The organism is Vibrio sp. 10N.261.55.C5 (assembly GCF_041470505.1).
GTDB classification, from domain to species: domain Bacteria; phylum Pseudomonadota; class Gammaproteobacteria; order Enterobacterales; family Vibrionaceae; genus Vibrio; species Vibrio crassostreae_C.
Genome location: NZ_JBFRMS010000051.1, coordinates 129,343 through 144,286 on the forward strand (window position 1 = coordinate 129,343; position 14,944 = coordinate 144,286).

Annotated in this window: 16 protein-coding genes; 7 read left to right on the forward strand and 9 right to left on the reverse strand. The window is 41.9% G+C overall.

All coding sequences use genetic code 11. The features are described from left to right. Positions 1–55: 55 nt before the first annotated feature. The 4 genes from ccoP to ccoN are packed head-to-tail and all read right to left on the reverse strand — an operon-like array spanning position 56 to position 3,278. Positions 56–1,030, reverse strand: coding sequence for a cytochrome-c oxidase, cbb3-type subunit III (gene ccoP, locus AB4263_RS18645; protein WP_017063857.1), 975 nt, complete (start codon positions 1,028–1,030; stop codon positions 56–58). Continuing rightward, on the reverse strand, positions 1,030–1,203 hold the full coding sequence (locus AB4263_RS18650; protein WP_004733679.1) for a CcoQ/FixQ family Cbb3-type cytochrome c oxidase assembly chaperone: 174 nt from the start codon (positions 1,201–1,203) through the stop codon (positions 1,030–1,032). The genes ccoP and AB4263_RS18650 overlap by 1 nt, the downstream gene beginning before the upstream one ends. A gap of 9 nt (positions 1,204–1,212) precedes the next feature. Further along, positions 1,213–1,833 carry a cytochrome-c oxidase, cbb3-type subunit II gene (gene ccoO, locus AB4263_RS18655; protein ID WP_017059643.1) on the reverse strand — a complete coding sequence of 207 codons (621 nt, stop codon included), beginning with the start codon at positions 1,831–1,833 and terminating at the stop codon, positions 1,213–1,215. A gap of 11 nt (positions 1,834–1,844) precedes the next feature. Further along, the gene (gene ccoN, locus AB4263_RS18660) at positions 1,845–3,278 is read right to left on the reverse strand and encodes a cytochrome-c oxidase, cbb3-type subunit I (RefSeq protein WP_009846707.1); all 1,434 of its coding nucleotides are present in this window, start codon (positions 3,276–3,278) and stop codon (positions 1,845–1,847) included. A gap of 252 nt (positions 3,279–3,530) precedes the next feature. Here ccoN and AB4263_RS18665 point away from each other — a divergent pair, with 252 nt between their 5' ends. The 5 genes from AB4263_RS18665 to AB4263_RS18685 all read left to right on the forward strand — a co-directional run bounded on the left by AB4263_RS18665 (position 3,531) and on the right by AB4263_RS18685 (position 9,398). Then, positions 3,531–3,896 carry a hypothetical protein gene (locus AB4263_RS18665; protein ID WP_372098693.1) on the forward strand — a complete coding sequence of 122 codons (366 nt, stop codon included), beginning with the start codon at positions 3,531–3,533 and terminating at the stop codon, positions 3,894–3,896. A gap of 114 nt (positions 3,897–4,010) precedes the next feature. Next, positions 4,011–5,195, forward strand: coding sequence for an FIST signal transduction protein (locus AB4263_RS18670; protein ID WP_017070551.1), 1,185 nt, complete (start codon positions 4,011–4,013; stop codon positions 5,193–5,195). Continuing rightward, on the forward strand, positions 5,195–6,916 hold the full coding sequence (locus AB4263_RS18675; RefSeq protein WP_372098694.1) for an ATP-binding protein: 1,722 nt from the start codon (positions 5,195–5,197) through the stop codon (positions 6,914–6,916). Before AB4263_RS18670 ends, AB4263_RS18675 begins: the two co-directional genes overlap by 1 nt. A 938-nt stretch (positions 6,917–7,854) precedes the next feature. After that, positions 7,855–8,457 carry a porin family protein gene (locus AB4263_RS18680; RefSeq protein ID WP_017059668.1) on the forward strand — a complete coding sequence of 201 codons (603 nt, stop codon included), beginning with the start codon at positions 7,855–7,857 and terminating at the stop codon, positions 8,455–8,457. Between the two features lie 338 nt (positions 8,458–8,795). After that, a complete protein-coding gene (locus tag AB4263_RS18685) occupies positions 8,796–9,398 on the forward strand; it encodes a DUF2971 domain-containing protein (protein ID WP_017059669.1) in 603 nt (200 codons plus the stop codon). 100 nt (positions 9,399–9,498) lie between these two features. Here the strand turns inward: AB4263_RS18685 and AB4263_RS18690 are convergent, their stop codons facing one another. From AB4263_RS18690 to matP, 4 genes are all read right to left on the reverse strand, one after another. Next, entirely contained in the window at positions 9,499–10,719 is a 1,221-nt protein-coding gene (locus AB4263_RS18690; protein WP_372098695.1) for a hypothetical protein, read from the reverse strand. A gap of 144 nt (positions 10,720–10,863) precedes the next feature. Continuing rightward, positions 10,864–11,175 carry a hypothetical protein gene (locus AB4263_RS18695; protein ID WP_017059671.1) on the reverse strand — a complete coding sequence of 104 codons (312 nt, stop codon included), beginning with the start codon at positions 11,173–11,175 and terminating at the stop codon, positions 10,864–10,866. Between the two features lie 105 nt (positions 11,176–11,280). Continuing rightward, positions 11,281–11,589 (reverse strand): DUF3634 family protein, encoded by a 309-nt coding sequence (locus AB4263_RS18700; protein WP_017059672.1) that lies wholly within the window; start codon positions 11,587–11,589, stop codon positions 11,281–11,283. A 23-nt stretch (positions 11,590–11,612) separates the two neighbouring features. Continuing rightward, complete coding sequence (matP, locus tag AB4263_RS18705) at positions 11,613–12,068, reverse strand: macrodomain Ter protein MatP (protein ID WP_017068911.1); 456 nt, start codon at positions 12,066–12,068, stop codon at positions 11,613–11,615. A gap of 189 nt (positions 12,069–12,257) precedes the next feature. Between matP and AB4263_RS18710 the strand changes: the two genes are divergently transcribed. Together AB4263_RS18710 and fabA are read left to right on the forward strand one after the other, a co-directional pair. Continuing rightward, the gene (locus tag AB4263_RS18710; protein ID WP_371724606.1) at positions 12,258–13,910 is read left to right on the forward strand and encodes an AAA family ATPase; all 1,653 of its coding nucleotides are present in this window, start codon (positions 12,258–12,260) and stop codon (positions 13,908–13,910) included. A gap of 70 nt (positions 13,911–13,980) precedes the next feature. Then, positions 13,981–14,496: a bifunctional 3-hydroxydecanoyl-ACP dehydratase/trans-2-decenoyl-ACP isomerase gene (gene fabA, locus AB4263_RS18715; RefSeq protein ID WP_017059675.1), complete on the forward strand. Its 516-nt coding sequence runs from the start codon at positions 13,981–13,983 to the stop codon at positions 14,494–14,496. Between the two features lie 252 nt (positions 14,497–14,748). Here the strand turns inward: fabA and rmf are convergent, their stop codons facing one another. Next, positions 14,749–14,922, reverse strand: coding sequence for a ribosome modulation factor (rmf, locus tag AB4263_RS18720; protein ID WP_017059676.1), 174 nt, complete (start codon positions 14,920–14,922; stop codon positions 14,749–14,751). Positions 14,923–14,944 lie beyond the last annotated feature (22 nt).

Consider the following 14,944-nt stretch of genomic DNA (forward strand, 5'->3'; position numbering starts at 1 on the left):
AGGTTATAACTGTAAAAGAAAGACAGCCCCTTAAGAAGGGGCTGTTATTATTATGTTACTCTTTATCTGAGTTGCTGAGGCTCCAGACGTAGGCAGAGACGAGCTGAACCTTATCCTCACCGAGGATGTCCTTCCAAGCCGGCATTACACCAGAACGTCCGTACATGACTGTTTCCGTCACATCAGCGCGAGAATCGCCAAATAGCCAGTCGCGGTCAGTCAAGTCAGGTGCGCCAACAGCAGGGTTACCCTTACCATCAGTACCGTGACAGGCTGCACACACTACAAAGCGCGCTTTACCAGCCTCTGCTTCACGTGCGTTTACGCTACGACCAGAAAGGCTAAGCGTGTAGCTAACTACTTCTTTTACGCCTTCTTCGCCAAGAGCGTCTTTCCAACCTGGCATTTGACCGACACGACCATGCATGATGGTAGTAACGATAGCTTGTGGTTCACCACCATATAACCATGCGTCATCAGTTAGGTTCGGGAAACCTTTCTGACCACGTGCATCAGAGCCGTGACACTGAGAACAGTTTTGTAGGAACAAACGTTGGCCCACTTTAATTGCATCAGCATCTGATGCAATGTCAGGGACGGAACGTAGACCATTTTCGTCGTGAGCTAGCTTTCTGAATGCTTCACCAAAGTAGGTGTCTGCATCATCAAGCTCTTTCGCGTATGCGTCTAACTGTTTGTTTGCTTGCGCAGCAGCGATTGCAGAGCGAGACTCTTCTACGCTACGAACTGTTTGGTTTGAACTCGTCCAACCTAGTAGACCTTTAAAGTTGCCAAGGCCTGGGTATAGAGCTAGATAAACAGCTGCAAACACAATTGTGCTAACGAAAAGGTATGTCCACCATTTAGGTAGCGGGTTATTAAGCTCACGAATACCATCGTATTCATGGCCCATATCCTGACCTTCTTCTACACCTGTTTTATCGTTGGAACACCAACGAAGTAAGGCTGCACAGCCAATCAATGTACCGATTGTGATTACTGTTACCCAAATACTCCAGAATGTACTCATTACTTCGTCACTCCTTGATTTTTATCTTTCGCAGGTGCTTCATCAGCGAACACTAGGTTTGCATCTTCGTCGAAGCGCGACTTACGATTTTTACCGAAAGCCCACCAAACGATGCCGATGAAACAAGCAAAAACAGTAACAGTCCAAACACTTTGAAATGTAATAATGTCCATAATTATTCCTTATTTCATTGCGTGGCCAAGCGATTGAAGGTAAGCGATGATTGCATCCATCTCTGTTTTTCCTTCAACATCTTGTTTAGCGTTAGCAATTTGTTCGTCTGTGTAAGGAACACCAAATTGATTACGGAAGATTTCAAGCTTCTGTTTAGTCAATTTGCCATCAAGTACATTCTCAGCAAGCCATGGGAAACCAGGCATGTTTGATTCAGGAACAAGTTCGCGAGGGTCGATAAGGTGAACGCGGTGCCACTCATCAGAGTAACGATCACCAACACGCGCTAAATCAGGACCAGTACGCTTAGAACCCCATAGGAATGGGTGTTCCCAAACGCTTTCGCCAGCTACAGAGTAGTGACCGTAACGTTCAGTTTCAGAGCGGAAAGGACGAATCATTTGGCTGTGACATACGTTACAACCTTCGCGAATGTAGATATCACGACCTTCCATTTCCAGAGCAGAGTAAACACGTAGATTTTCTACAGGTTCAGTAGTCTGCTTTTGGAAAATAAGTGGGGTAATTTCTACTAAAGCACCAAAACTGATAGCAATAACGATAAGAATCGCTAGTAGGCCAACATTCTTCTCTACCAACTCATGGCGATTATTTGAATTTGAGCTCATTCTAAATCTCCTTAAGCCGGTTGAGGGATAGCTTTAAGGCTATCTTTAGGTGCAGAAACAGTTTTGTACGTGTTGTATGCCATTAAGAACATACCAGATAGGAAGATGAAACCACCTAAGAAACGTACAAAGTAGAACGGGTAAGACGCTTCTACAGATTCAACGAAGCTGTAAGTTAATGTACCGTCAGAGTTAACTGCACGCCACATCAGACCTTGCATCACGCCAGAGATCCACATTGCTACAATGTAGAAAACCGTACCAATCGTTGCTAACCAGAAGTGAACATTGATTAGGGATACAGAGTACATACGCTCTTGACCAAATAGTTTAGGAACTAAGTGGTAAACCGAACCAATAGAAACCATTGCAACCCAACCTAACGCACCAGAGTGAACGTGACCGATAGTCCAGTCCGTGTAGTGAGATAGTGCGTTAACCGTTTTGATTGCCATCATTGGGCCTTCGAAAGTCGACATGCCGTAGAATGATAGAGAAACGATTAGGAAACGTAGGATTGGGTCGTAGCGAAGCTTATGCCACGCACCAGATAGAGTCATAATACCGTTGATCATGCCACCCCAAGATGGAGCAAACAGAACCAAAGACATAACCATACCTAGAGATTGAGTCCAGTCAGGAAGTGCAGTGTAGTGTAGGTGGTGAGGACCAGCCCAGATATACAGAGACACGAGAGCCCAGAAGTGAACAATCGACAAACGGTAAGAGTAAACGGGGCGACCAGCTTGTTTAGGAACGAAGTAGTACATCATACCTAGGAAACCTGCTGTCAATAGGAAGCCTACCGCATTGTGTCCGTACCACCATTGCACCATTGCATCGATCGCTCCGGAATAAATCGAGTACGATTTAAACGCAGAGACAGGAACAGCTAGGCTGTTAACGATGTGCAACACGGCAACCGTGATAATGAAGGCTCCGAAGAACCAGTTTGCTACGTAAATGTGCGATGTCTTACGTTTAATCATGGTTCCGAAGAACACGACCGCATAAGCTACCCACACAAGAGTAATAGCAATATCGATTGGCCATTCAAGTTCTGCGTATTCTTTACCAGAGGTTAAACCTAACGGTAAAGTAATTGCAGCGGACAGGATAATCGCTTGCCAACCCCAAAAGGTAAAGGCTACGAGAGGGCCACCAAAGAGACGCGTCTGACAGGTACGTTGTACAACATAATATGATGTTGCAAACAGCGCACTTGTACCGAACGCAAAAATAACCGCATTAGTATGCAGGGGACGTAAACGACTGTACGTCAACCACGGCGTATCAAAGTTTAGCTGTGGCCAAACTAATTGAGCGGCAATCAAAACACCAACGCCCATACCGACAATACCCCACAAAATTGTAACTAGGGTAAATTGACGGACGACCGTATAGTTGTAGTTTTGTTCAAGCTGCTTTTCTTGGCTCATTTGCATGCTTCCAATTTCTTATTTACTACACTTTACTTCCAACACGACTCACGTCGTAATGCCACCCAAATTAGAAAAGGAAATTCAGCCTATTCAGGGCTTTATTTCCACTTGCTGATTTTAAAAAAAAGTGGCATTTTCAACGCGACACTATACTTGAATTAACAAATCAATGACAGAGTAGTAACCTTACGCTTGGTCTGGAATTGGATTTTTATTTAAAAACTTTGAACTTTGTAACAAGGAGTAAAGATTATAATGGCGGCACAAAAGCTAACAAAAGGCAGGCTTGTTCAAATTATCGTCATGTTGGTTGTTTTAATAGCTGCATTTACTTGGAGAACAGTTACATACGATAATAACGAAACAGTAAACTGTATAGTTTCAAAACCTTGTAAATTTGGTATTGATAATCATAATGTTTCAGTTTCAAGCAATAACCTAGGGTATTCGATCGAAACATCTAAAACTGGCAAATTTATCATTAGCTATAATGAAAGCGGAATTCTGGAAGAAAAAGGACCATCAAATTGGCTGTTACAAACTAGTGATAAGACCTCCTCAATAACGGTTACATTTCCACAACAGGTGAGCACGTTTTCTGTAAACCTTTCTAAGGAGTAACAGAGAGAAACTGGGGCACACCTCGGTTCTTTTGATAGAAACATGTACCAAATCAGTGAAACACAATGCATTAAAGTGTTATAAAGAGAGCATTAATAAAGTTACCCAGAATCTATGAAATTTCTATCAAAAGTCTCTTACTCCCTAGACGATAAAATCGCAGTAGATGAGTTGCTCAGCGGGGTGGAAAACCCTGACGATATTGCTTGTCTTATTTGCTACTGCACAGAAGAGTATTCGACACTCGCTGTGCAGAGATATTTCGTAGATGCTCTCCCGAACACTCCCATACATGGCTGTACTACTTGTCACGGCATTATGACCGAAACTGGTTTTCATTCTGGTCCAGTCATTGGCGTCCTCATTATTTATGACTCGGGGATCAACGCCTATGGTACGGGAATCGAACATTTCAGCGACTCCATAGACCGCAGTACCTTCAGCGCGATAGACAAAGCACTCAAGAACGCCAACCGAGAAGGTGAAATTCCTGATCTTATCTTGCTGCATTCCACACCGGGTAACGAAGAAAAGGTGATGGCGGCTATCGATAAGAAATTTGGTACTGAAGTGCCAATTATTGGTGGCAGTGCTGCAGACAACCAGGTTTCCGGAAATTGGAGTATCTTCACCGAAGAGTCGCTGTCTATAAATGGTGTGTCTTTAACGGTAGTGTTTGCGTCTCAGTCCATCTATTCCTCTTTCAGCGCGGGTCATACGCCTACGCGGTATTCAGGCACCGTGACCAAAGTAAGAAACCGAATTTTGTTGGAGATAGACCACAGGCCAGCCGTCACCGTTTACAACGAATGGACTAATTTCCACTTAGATGGCAGTGATGATGGCTACATATTCGAAAAGTCGTCAGTCTACCCATTAGGCAGGAAAGTCGGCTCTTCTTACGATTACCCATATTTCAAATTGTCTCATTCGATCAGAGAGACGGAGTGTAATGGGATTGAGCTGTTCACAGACATCAGTGAAGGCGACACCATCTACCTGATGCAAGGGTCTAAGCAGCAGTTGATTAGCCGCGCCGCGAATATCATTCACTCCTCATACTACAACGACATGGATCTTGAAGAGAAACTAGGGGCGATCAATATCTTTTGTGCAGGCTCAATGTTGAACCTTAAACAAGATATGGATGAGGTTTGTGACCAAATAAATCAAGCACTTAATGGGCTCCCATACATATGTCCATTTACGTTTGGTGAACAAGGCAGGCTCTCTGGTGGCGAGAATGCACACGGGAATTTAATGGTATCGTCTGCAACGTTTTATAGGTTGAAAAAGTAATGGGTTCTGAAGGTCAAGAAGCGCTGCAAGAAGCACGTATTGAACTGCAAAAACTAAAAGCCCGTGAGCGAAAGCTGGCTGAAGAGAACAGGGTGATCTTATCAACCATCTCTGCGATCAGTAAGGCAAGTAACATATCTGAGATATTCTCCAGTCTCGAGTTCGTGCTCAAAAAATACATTAAGTTTGATGACTTTATCGTGGTATCAAGGGTAGGGAACGAAGGCAGTTTCAAAACCCTGCTAAGCAATAACAAAGTCTTCGAACAGATGAATTGGAGTGATTGTGGCAAGTTATCTCGAGTGATCAATGGAGAATGCGCCATCCTTTTTGAACCCAAGTCTCTGGGTGAATTCAATTCCTTACATCCCATTATCCTCGATCAAATCAACTCTGTTCTAATTACTGGTATCGATAGCGGACTAACACAATCCGTCATCATCTTTATCCACTCGAATACCAAGCACTTTAGTATTGAAACTAAGGCCACACTAAACCGTTTTCGACCGTTGATAGAGCGTGCTGTTTTCGATATTGAGAACAAAGAAAAGCTTGAAGCAACCGTTCGAGAACGTACCGCAGAGCTTGTCACAGCAAGAAAAGACGCAGAAAGAGCCAACAAGGCCAAGTCTGAATTCCTCGCGATGATGAGTCATGAATTAAGAACACCGCTAAATGCCATAATTGGCCTAATAGACGCCCTAAAATCCACATCATTGAACGAAGAACAACAGTCTATACTGCTTAATATGAGCACATCATCTGAGCTATTGCTGGCAATTATCAGTGACGTATTGGATTTTTCTAAGATTGAATCTGGGTGTTTCTCGTTGGCTCCTCGATGGAGCAACGTAAGAGACACTGTAACTTTTGTATTATCTGAACAAAAGAAGACAGCAGACGATAAAGGTTTGCCGCTAACAGTAACTAGCGATACCCCTGAAGGTGAACTTCATTACATCGACCCAAGTCGCTTGGCACAGATCCTATTTAATTTGATCGGTAACGCGATTAAGTTCACTGAGCGTGGGCATGTCCATGTTTCTATAAAGTACCAGCAGAGCTCTTTCTATATAACGGTGGAAGACACAGGGATTGGCATTAGCTCGCAACAACTTTCGTCGCTGTTCAGTCCATTTGTGCAAGCTGATAGCACAATCACACGTAGATTTGGTGGCACAGGTTTAGGCTTGGCCATCACTAAAAGACTGGTTGAACTGATGCGCGGGCGCATATCGGTAAAGAGTGAGCCTGGAAAAGGCTCCAAATTCGAAGTACAGTTGCCAGTGCTTACTAGAGTTACGAATAATCTAGCTAACAAAGAAGACGAATCTTCACGAGAGTTAAGAAGCCGTTATTCAGTGTTAGTTGTCGAAGACAATCCAACGAATCAAATGGTGATAAAGTTAATCCTTACAAGACAAGGCCACGAGGTTTTCATCGCAAGTAATGGTGAAGAAGCGATTGGCTTTATTGAAAGAGGCAACGAATCAATAGACATTATCTTAATGGATGTGTCGATGCCGGTCATGGATGGATTAACCACAACCAAATACATGAGAGACGCAAACATCAAAACACCAATCGTTGCGCTAACAGCACACACATCAGTAGAAGACAAATGTTCGTGCTTAGATGTCGGCATGAATGATTTCGTGACCAAGCCAGTAAGAACTAAAGAGATCACAGAAGCAATTGATCGATTAATGCTTGAAGTCTAATAAACGTATTCTTAATCGAAGATTAGGAAATATGTTTATTAGGTATTTTATGGTAAATAGCCTTACTGTTAAATAGAACATCGATTTGGTAGATAAACAAGAGGCAGGGCATCGCACAAAGATACCTGCCTTATAAATACCAAACACCATTTAACATAATATACATAATACGCACCAAAAAGGAGATTGAAATCTGAGAGGTTTCAGGGCCTGTTACTCGCGTAATTTTACGTACAGCGCCGCATGAATCTATCTATTTAATTACTGGCTGGCTTTGACTCCGCGTTAATTGGATTAAATCGTGATGGCTTTATCACATGTCTGCTCAAACTTAATTAAGACTTCTAATTACGGATGCCTCTCCAAAGTTAGTCCAGAGTCTCTGCTGGTTGAGTGTTAAAAGCTATTACCCTGATTTTGCTTACCAAAAGAACCTAGATGATTAACGCTTCCACTAACTCTCGGTCTATTGTCCGTACTACCAATAAACTGAAAAGACTTGGTTACTCTTGTTCGCTAGATTTAACGGTGCCAAAAGACCAAGCGAACTCCCGAATCATCTAGTCTTGTTTACCTATGTTGGCTTGTTCTTCACCAAATTGAATCAACTATCAACGTCATCAGTAACATCCGTACTCGTTTTTCAAACCACTAACTTTGAATTTTCTGATGCCCAACGGTCATTGTTACCAAACTGCGTTGCCATCCAAAACGAACTTCTATAAACGACTTGGCTAATCGTAAGTTACAGTGCAACATAAATTCTATTAACCTCTGTCTGGACTATATTAACTTGTCTCATAACTGCGATAATGACACTTCTATTACCAACAAGTCTTTAAAATCAGATCTTTAGGCTAGTTCTCAATTAGTTAGAGTATCTTTTATTTGTTAACATATTCTGGAACAGAATAACTTATTATCTTAGAAGGCTTTACATGAAAATCAGTACAATCGCCCTATCGCTATTCACCGCTTTTTTTGGCATCAGCTCGCAGGCGCTTGCTAGTGAAAACGAAAACTCACCTAGAGAGCATGGTCATTTTTATGCTGGTGTTGATATCGGCTTTTATAATGAAACTGAATTAGAATATCGTGGCAGCGCCATTGAAGATTCATCTGATCTATCAGACTTTAGCTATAACTTGGTTGGAGGCTACGAATTCAATACACATGATGTCGTCAAACTGGGGCTAGAAGCCGAGTACCGAAAAATCGGAAAAGTTAGCTATAACGACTTAATGGATATTGAAGGCCATGCTTTCTTCGTAAACATTAAACCAAAGTTTATTGTTGAAGGTGACGTATTAGATCTGTATGTATCTTTATTAGCCGGTGTTGGCTCTATGGATATGGAAGCGAAAGCTTTTGGAGTATCAGACTCTAAGTCTGAAGCAGCCTACCAAGTTGGTGCTGAGCTTGGTGCGATGGTAACAGACAACATCGATATCCATATTGGTTACCGCTATGCAAACGTTGAAATTGAATCCATCGATGTGTCACCTCAAACCGCTTACCTAGGTGCAAGGTACCACTTCTAAACTTGATTCACTCGTAGGCTCAATACTACTAAAGCCGTCCTTTTAAAGCTCGGCTTTAATTTTGATCACCTATTTCCCTACTCGACCTCTACTTTGACAAGACAATTCAACCATAAATAAAGTTACGTTGTATCTTCTGTAAAAAGTTACAACTTGAAAGCTTTGCCCTAACGCAAAATAAACCACTTTAACAGGCTACTATTTCGTGTTTAAATTTTTATCTATCAAACAGTTATACGAATAAATTTGGTGATTAAGCAATCAAATGCTATGCATTCAATCCTTAAAAGTAAATTAAAGTGTTAGCATCAGGCAATTTTGTAAACTAGGTGTTTGATATGTTGCCTAAACTTTATAAGTTCAGATCGCTCCACGACAGAAACATACAATCTATTTCCGAGTGTTCGTTGTGGTTTGATTACGCTAAAACTTTTAATAACCCTTTTGAATCTAACCACGCATTCAACAAAGAGCTTCAACAAAACTTTAAGATCATGTGTTTCTCTCAGTCGAACGACCACCCAATACTATGGTCGCAGTATGGTGACAACTTTAAAGGCATGTGTATCGAGTATGATCTCAACTGCTATAACGGCGAGGCCAATCTCAACTGTTTTGAAGTCCAGTATGAAGACGAACCGAATATGTTCCGCCCGGCATCGCTAAGAGGTTTACAAACATCAAGACTGGGAGCTGAGATATTCAAAATTAAGCATTCTAATTGGCGTTATGAAAAGGAATACCGCTGGGTATTACCTGATGACGAGATGATCGGAAATAAACTCTACCTTAATAGAGAGTGCCTAAGCTCGGTGATTCTGTCAGAGCACGCTCCTGCCGACAGGAAATTGAAAGTTCTGATGACTTGCCAGCGCCTTGGTATCCCTGTTAAACACGCAATAGCAAAGCAAGAGTCGTTTACCTTCGAAGTGGTCAGTTAAGTAGAGTGTAATCCTACTGTTTAGCGCCAAAACAAGACATTCACATAAAGTTACAGCGCAACAAAAAAGAGAGCGACATTAATGAGACTCTCTCTTTTTATTACATGTTCACCGTAAGCTTTCCCAATCCTTTATCTTGCATCTGCTCAATCGTCGCGATAGACATTTGAACAGTTGAAAACCAATAAGGTCGGTGCTTAACGTTAAATAGTTCACTATTATCTAACGCCTCGAAAACAGAATATTTTCTACCTTGAGCCAAAGCTGCACCATGAACCGTTCGCTCAAGTACTGGAATGTCATTCACTTCCTCTAGAAGTGCCCTCTTGATGAACTGATTTCCAGGGCTCCAATCTATAAATTCAACGAGGTTTTTTAGTAGCTTAAGCTCTAGCTGCTCGACCATTGATTCAAGAAACTGTGTGTTTGGCATCACCTCAGTACAAGCATAATATTCGTCATGCTTGTCACTTGCTTCACGATAACCAAGCATCGTTTTTACCAATGCGTCTTCAAACGTTGAAGAAAAGTGGTTACAAATTAAAAACAAAGGCAGAACTCTCAACACACCAAGTAAAATGCCTACGTTAGGATCTTTAACCGACGTTTCTTGAAGTCGAATTCGAGTCGCATTTGACGTCACGACCAAGTGTTGCCAAACCTTAGGTGTGATGTGTTTAATGTTGCCATCATTCCACTTAATCAGCTGTTGACTCATTAACAATGGGAACAATAAACGACAATTTTCTATTCCTATTTGTCGTGCTGCAACTTTTGGATCGAGAATTACCTTAGATTTCTTTCCATATTTATCTGCAAACTCTTGATTGGAAACAAACTCGATTAAACTTGAGCTCAATGGCCTACTTTTCGCGGATATTTCATGGAGTTTGGAAAAGTTTAAAGATGGCGAATACGCAACACTAGCGAACTGATTGTAATCGGGTAAGTCTGAAAACAACGAACTTATTAAGGTACCTTGAAGCTTCTCAAGCATTAGCGCAGAAGCGGCATTGCTGACATCATCGATAACGTATCGTAAGGTTTGTTGCTTCGCGTCGACTTTTTCACGATAAGCATTGACTCTATCCTGCTCGCAGCGCAATAAAATACGTTGATTGTGAGATATGCGGTCAGATTCATCAAATATGACACTATCACAATACCTATTTTCCAAACTTAGTAACGTGTCTACTGTAGATTGTGCGAGCTTATATTCAGGTGAGATTAACCATCGATTAAAGCGAGCTTCAACATTGATTGAGACCTTCCTTGAGATCTCAACTACTTCAGGGGTATAACTTTTATTTGCTAACAACAACCGTGACTTTCCTTTGCCGTAAATGCTCTTGTATCGGCATATCCTGCCTTTATAACAAAACTAATATTAATAGAAATTAGAGATTGGTTCACGAAATTGTTTCAATAAAATTAAGGATATTTAGTTATAGTGCGTTGAGAGTGACTAGTGTGTGATATGTAGCCGGATATACTTTTCTGGAAAGCTGTATTTGAACCTTTTCTTCGTCGGTAGGTGTTTTTTCGCCTGCTTGCAAACTTTACTATCTCCAGACGTTCTCACCTTTTTGATTCTTGCATAACCTTTAGAGTGCTTCATCTCAATCATCAGATCGCAATAACCCTCGAAATCAACATTACTCTTGTTGAGCCCTTTCATGACGGTGACTTTTATCTTTTTAGCTACAGGATTAACCAATGCATCGTCGGGAAAAGCGACTGGGGATAAAAAACATAATAGTAATACTAGATATCTCATACTGCTCTCTCTTTGTTGAGGGTGAGAACAGTATGCGGAGATTTAAGAGAAGTGAAGGATTAACTTAGTATGAGGATTGACCAGCTAACGCGTAACTCTCAACGATTACGCTTTCTTTGAGCCTTTAGACTTAAAACCATTATGCGGGAACACGTTACGAATACGTTGCTGTACGTTTTTAGGAACATCTTTAGTGAACTTGAGATTGTAACCAGAACGTTTTGCATACACTTTTAGCTCGCCTTTAAAGGTATTGTTATGACCAATCTCTTGAAGGTTGTGCTTAAAGCTCGGTGGAAGATGCCCTTTAACTTGTTCGATCGCCCCGTCGCTAAATTTAATTTTCAATACCGGTCGATCGACTGCTACTAACCAAAAAACTAATACCGCACCGATTAAGATTACGTACATCATAATGTCACCACTACTGTTGATGGTTATTTATCGTCAGAAAGGAGCTTGCTTAAGTCTTCTTTGAGGCTAGTCACCGTCTTGCTGGCCTGCTCACTACGAGACGCTTCGCTAACCAAATACTCGATGGCATCTGAGAGCGTACAACCTAGCTCGTTCGCACGTTGAGATAGCTTTTCCCATACACGGTAATCAAGGTCGATTGATTTCTTCTTTGTATGAACTTGTTCAGCATTGAAGTGGCGTTTTCGCTTAGCTCTGATCGCTTGTTTAAGCTTGTTATCGAGCTCAGGAGACATGTTGTTAGATATCCACTCAAGGACACCTGTAGGTTGGTGTTCAAGCTTCAATAAGGCTTTAACAGCAACGTCAGATTCACTTGAATCTATGTGGCAGGTGATCGACTCGCCTTCTTTCCATTTTTTGACCAGATAGTTCCATTTCCAACCACATTCCAAGTTTTCAAGTTGCTGATATTTCATGTCTAATCTCGAAAGTTAATCCTAGTGACAGCGTAACCCAAAATAGGCTATTTAACAATTATTGTCTTGAAAGAATAGACCAAGATCATACTTATATTAGCTTAGTGATTAGTAACTACAACATAGAGCTACAAGCGAGATCGGTTTTTCTATATACTCCCTACCTCATTATCATAATCAGAAACTTAAATGACTCAAGTAGATTGGCGACATGTTACGCCTCAGTACGACGAATATAGCGCTCAATTAGAGCAATTCCCTGACATCTCGCCTTTCCCGTTTTCAGATATTCAACATAGATTCAAAGATGCGTTAACCCGCTTTGTCCGTTTGTCTAACCTTTCGCGTGTTTTACTTGTAAACGCTCCAGACAATTCGATCTATCGTCAAATGATTGTTGAATCTCTAGTCACTGCTTTAGATGATCACACTCTACCGGTTATAAAAACTGAGTCTTTAAATGCTGTCTCTCTGTTTGACCAAGTTCAGTCAAAAGACGGTAAGGTTGTAGCGACAAAGCCCGGCCTACTGGCTAGAGCAAACAACGGCTATCTGATCGTTTCAGCAAACTTGATCTTGGCCAACCCAGGAAGCTGGTTACTGCTTAAATCAGCACTGCTTGGTGAAGCCGTAGAACCAATCAGCAGTAATCCAGAGCACTTGAACCAATCCCCGACTTTGCCTTTGACTTACAACATTAAGTTGATTGTGGTTGGAGACAGAGCTCAACTAGGTGACCTTGATTACCTAGACAGCGATATTCAAACCGGTTTTTGCCTATTCAGCGAAATTGAACAGGACATTAAGCTCTCAGAAGACACTCTGACTCAATATCTTGGTTACCTTAAGTGGCTTCAACAACGCTATGAATTACCAAACATCACGCAACAAGCGTTGACTGGCATTCTTACTGCCGGAGCAAGAGAAACCGAAGATCAAAGCTATATCCCACTGTGCCCTATTTGGCACAACGCGTTATTGAACGAAGCTTTGATTGAAGCCGACAATGGTGAGATTGATATTCACCATATCCAGCAAGCTCAACAGCACAAATACAACCGTGAATCTTATCTACCAGAACGCGCCCTTGATGATATTCGTGATGGCCAAGTCATTATCGAAACTGAAGGTGAACAAGTTGGTCAAGTTAATGGATTGACGGTCATCGATGTACCGGGACACCCAATATCGTATGGTGAACCTGCACGAATTTCCTGCGTTATTCACTTTGGTGATGGGGATATTGCCGACGTTGAGCGCAAAGCCGAGTTGGGTGGTAATCTTCATGCTAAAGGTATGATGATCATGCAAGCATTTGTGAGCAGCGCACTAAACCTTGAAGATCCGTTGCCATACGCAGCTTCCGTAGTATTTGAGCAGTCTTACTGCGAAGTAGATGGCGATAGTGCTTCTCTTGCGGAGTTGTGTTCTCTGGTTAGTGCTTTGTCTGAATACCCTATCAATCAACAAATTGCGGTTACTGGTGCAGTGGACCAATTTGGTCGTGTACAAGCGGTTGGTGGGCTAAACGAAAAAATCGAAGGCTTCTACCATGTGTGTAAGCACAACGGCTTAACAGGCGAACAAGGTGTGATCCTTCCAAGATCGAACTTAAGGCATCTTGCACTAAAGCCTGACCTTATTGAAAGCATTAAGAATGAAGAATTCCATATTTGGTCTGTGTCTAATGTAGACGAAGCAATTCCTCTCATTATGAACAAACCATTTAGAGACGATGAACAAGAAAGCGTTCTGAGTAAAATCGCGGAACGTATTGAAAACTTTGAAAGACATGAGCACCCTATTGGAATCGTTGGACGCATTAAAAACTGGTTTGTCTAGTACTGATCGGACTTGTTTAGCGTACACCTGTTCACTAATATGCACCTATCAAAAATCGGAGTAATTGATAATGCAAAACAAACGTGATTCTTACACTCGCGAAGAGCTTCTAGCATCAAGCCAAGGCGAACTATGGCCACAAGGCCCTCAACTACCAGCACCGAACATGCTAATGATGGATCGCATCACTAAGATGTCTGAAACTGAAGGTGATTACGGTAAAGGTTTAGTTCTTGCTGAGCTGGATATTACTCCTGACCTATGGTTCTTCGATTGTCACTTCCCGGGTGACCCAGTAATGCCTGGTTGTCTAGGCCTTGACGCAATGTGGCAGCTGGTTGGTTTCTACCTTGGTTGGGTTGGCGGCGAAGGTAAAGGCCGTGCTCTAGGTGTTGGCGAAGTGAAATTCACTGGTCAAATTCTACCTACTGCGAAAAAAGTAACTTACGAGATCCACATGAAGCGTGTTGTTAACCGTCGTCTAGTTATGGGCCTTGCGGATGGTCGCGTACTTGTTGATGGTAAAGAGATCTACGTTGCTAAAGATTTGAAAGTTGGCCTTTTCCAAGATACGTCAGCATTCTAATCTAATAGTTAGATTTTTAGTAAAGCAGCCCATGGCTGCTTTATTTTCGTTCCAATAAATTTAGTTATAGTGCATTAAAGTATCCCGTATTAAGCTTGAAACAGGATAAATCCACCAGCGATACGCTTATGATAGCGAAACTAGAATGCTACATAGCTCTGGGAGTCTTTGTGTTGTTCTGAAACTAACAAGGCTCCGGCCGTTGTAATCAACAGACAATGGAGCCCTGACCTTGAATTCTTTACGCCCTATCTACTTATAGAGACCTGATTGCTTGTCATCTTTGGCGTCACGCCATCCACCTAACCAATAAGACCGAGAATCCATTTGGCTGTATGGGCAAGCTTCTTGCGACCGTCCATTTAAACCAGCCTTGTAGCCTTGAGATTGTGCTCGTTCTAGTCGATCACGCTTTTGTCTCTTCATAGTGCAGTCCTCATACGGGTGT